The sequence below is a fragment of the Nonomuraea maheshkhaliensis genome (genome assembly GCF_039529435.1).
Taxonomy (GTDB): Bacteria; Actinomycetota; Actinomycetes; order Streptosporangiales; family Streptosporangiaceae; genus Nonomuraea; species Nonomuraea maheshkhaliensis.
The window spans coordinates 1-2208 of record NZ_BAAAMU010000288.1 but is presented as its reverse complement, the minus strand read 5'-3'; the positions used below and the strand labels follow the sequence as shown (position 1 = coordinate 2208).

The 2208-nt window shown below is 72.6% G+C and carries 3 protein-coding genes; 2 read left to right on the top strand and 1 reads right to left on the bottom strand.

What is annotated here, in order from left to right; all coding sequences use genetic code 11:
- Positions 1-561 precede the first annotated feature (561 nt).
- Positions 562-1272, top strand: a complete 711-nt coding sequence (locus ABFX54_RS56385; protein WP_346115571.1) for a CBS domain-containing protein — start codon at positions 562-564, stop codon at positions 1270-1272.
- Between the two features lie 78 nt (positions 1273-1350).
- Here ABFX54_RS56385 and ABFX54_RS56380 read toward each other — a convergent pair whose 3' ends face one another.
- Entirely contained in the window at positions 1351-1827 is a 477-nt protein-coding gene (locus ABFX54_RS56380) for a nitroreductase/quinone reductase family protein (RefSeq protein WP_346115570.1), read from the bottom strand.
- Positions 1828-1922: 95 nt separating this feature from the next.
- On the opposite strand from ABFX54_RS56380, the gene ABFX54_RS56375 reads away from it, so the two are divergent.
- Positions 1923-2208 (top strand): response regulator (locus tag ABFX54_RS56375; RefSeq protein WP_346115569.1); only part of this gene is annotated, 286 nt, incomplete at its 3' end.

The following is a 2208-nucleotide window of genomic DNA, read 5'->3' as shown; positions in this document are numbered from 1 at the left end:
TGTCCAGGAACGCCCAGAGGAAGATCCAGCCGAGCGCGATCCGGGCGAGGGCCCACACGTAGTCGGCCGGGCGGCGCGCTTGCGTGGCGCCGGCCTCCACGACGGGCCTGCCGATGGTGGCGTTCATGAGGGGCCCCCTTTCCGAGGGGTGATGCGCCGTTTCCGAGTCGCCTCCAGCACACCGCTCGCGCGGCTTCCGCTGCAGTGCCGTAGGACCCGCGGCGCCAGGACCTTCGGCCCCTCCCGGTGGTGTGCGGGCCGTCGGTCTTGGCGGCGGTGGATGACGAGGGCGAGCACCGCGGTCGCGCAGGGCTTCCCGCGCCGGCGGTGAACCGTCGTACCCCAGCACCACGCCGAGCTCGTCCATGTCCGTCGCCGCCTCCGCCCGTTCAGGTCCGCCTTCAGGTTCGCGCGGGCGGAAGCCGCCGCTCCGAGGCGTCCTTCTCGCGCTGATGGGACCTTGGTCCCCATCGTGTGCGGGCCGGAGCAAGGGCTTCGGCCTCTACGGCGCCGCCCCCGGACGGCGGTGCGATGGGAACGGATCGGGAAGGAGAGTCCGAAATGCGGATCACGGTGAAAGACGTCATGACGACGGACGTGGCCTCGGTCGAGGCCGGCGCCATGTTCAAGGATGTGGCCGAGGTGCTGGTGGAGCGCGGTGTCAGCGCCGTGCCGGTGCTGGACGGCGAGCGGCGGGTCCTGGGTGTGGTTTCGGAAGGGGACCTGATGCGCAAGGAGGAGTTCCGGGAGCAGTACTACGGCGAGAGCTACCGGCCGCCGCTGCGCGCCCGGCTGCGCCGGCGGATGACCGGGGAGGCGGACGGCAGCGGGAAGGCGGGCGGCCGGACCGCGGCGGAGCTGATGACCGCGCCCGCGGTGACCGTCGCCCCGTCCGCCTCGATCGCCAGAGCCGCCCGGATCATGGACGAGTGCGGCGTCAGACGCCTGGTCGTGGTGGACGCCGACGACCGGCTGCGGGGCATCGTGAGCAGGCGTGACCTGCTGCGGATGTACCTGCGTGACGACGACGAGACCAGGCGGCGGGTCGTCGAGGGCATCTCGCCGCACGCGCGCTGGAACGACCGCGACGGCATTCTCGTCGAGGTGCACGACGGCATCGTCACCCTGTCCGGGCACACGCGGAAGCGCAGTGACGCCGACGCCGCCGTGCGATCGACCCGCCGGATGGAGGGGATCGTGGACGTGGAGGAGGCGCTCACCTGGAAGGAGAACGACGTCATCGAGGTCCCCGTCACCTGGCGCCTCCCGTGACGGAAGCACGGAAGCCGCCCAGGCGTGGAGCACGCCGGACGAGCGCGAGCCCGTGGGTCAAGCGTGCCGGCAGTCCTGCTACGGGGCCGTGATGCGGAACACCGGGAACCGGGCCGCGATCGGCTCGAAGTCCGCCAGCGGCGCGTGCCGGTCCACGGGGATGTGCGGGCGCGCGCCCGGGGCCAGGGCCAGGTAACGGCGCAGGATCGGGGCCCGTTCCGCGGGCTCGACCTCGACGAGCCGGACGTTCTCGCGCCGGCCGTGCCGCAGCACCGCCCGGCCGCCGGCCGCGCGCAGGTTGAGCACCCAGTTGGTACGCCGCCCCAGCATCGCCACCAGATACCGCTCTCCGTCCAGGTCGGCCAGCACCAGGGGGAAGGAGATGACCCGGCCGGTACGCCGTCCCGGCACCTCCAGGGTCACCATGCGGGGCAGCAGACCGCTCGCGTGCAGCACGGCCGAGAACCGGTTCATGACGCGCGCCAGGCGGCTGGGCCGGCCGCCGCGGTACAACCATCGCAGCCAGCGCGCGGAGGGCCGGGTGTCGAGGTTCATGATCTTTCCCTTCCAGGACGTGACGGAGATCGTCGCGGCCCGCCGGTGGGCTGTCGCCCTTCCGGCGCGGGGGCCGCTTCGGTAGCGTGCGAGGCATGATTCGTGTCTTCCTCCTCGACGACCACGAGGTCGTCCGCCGCGGCGTCGCCGCCCTGCTGGACTCCGAGGACGACATCGAGGTGATCGGCGAGGCGGGCACGGCCGAGTCCGCCGTCGCGCGCATCCCGGCACTCAGGCCGGACGTCGCGGTGCTCGACGTACGGCTGCCCGACGGCAACGGCGTGGACGTCTGCCGCGAGGTGCGCTCCCAGGTGCCGGGGCTGGCATGCCTGATGCTGACCTCGTTCGCCGACGACGACGCCCTGTTCGACGCGGTCATGG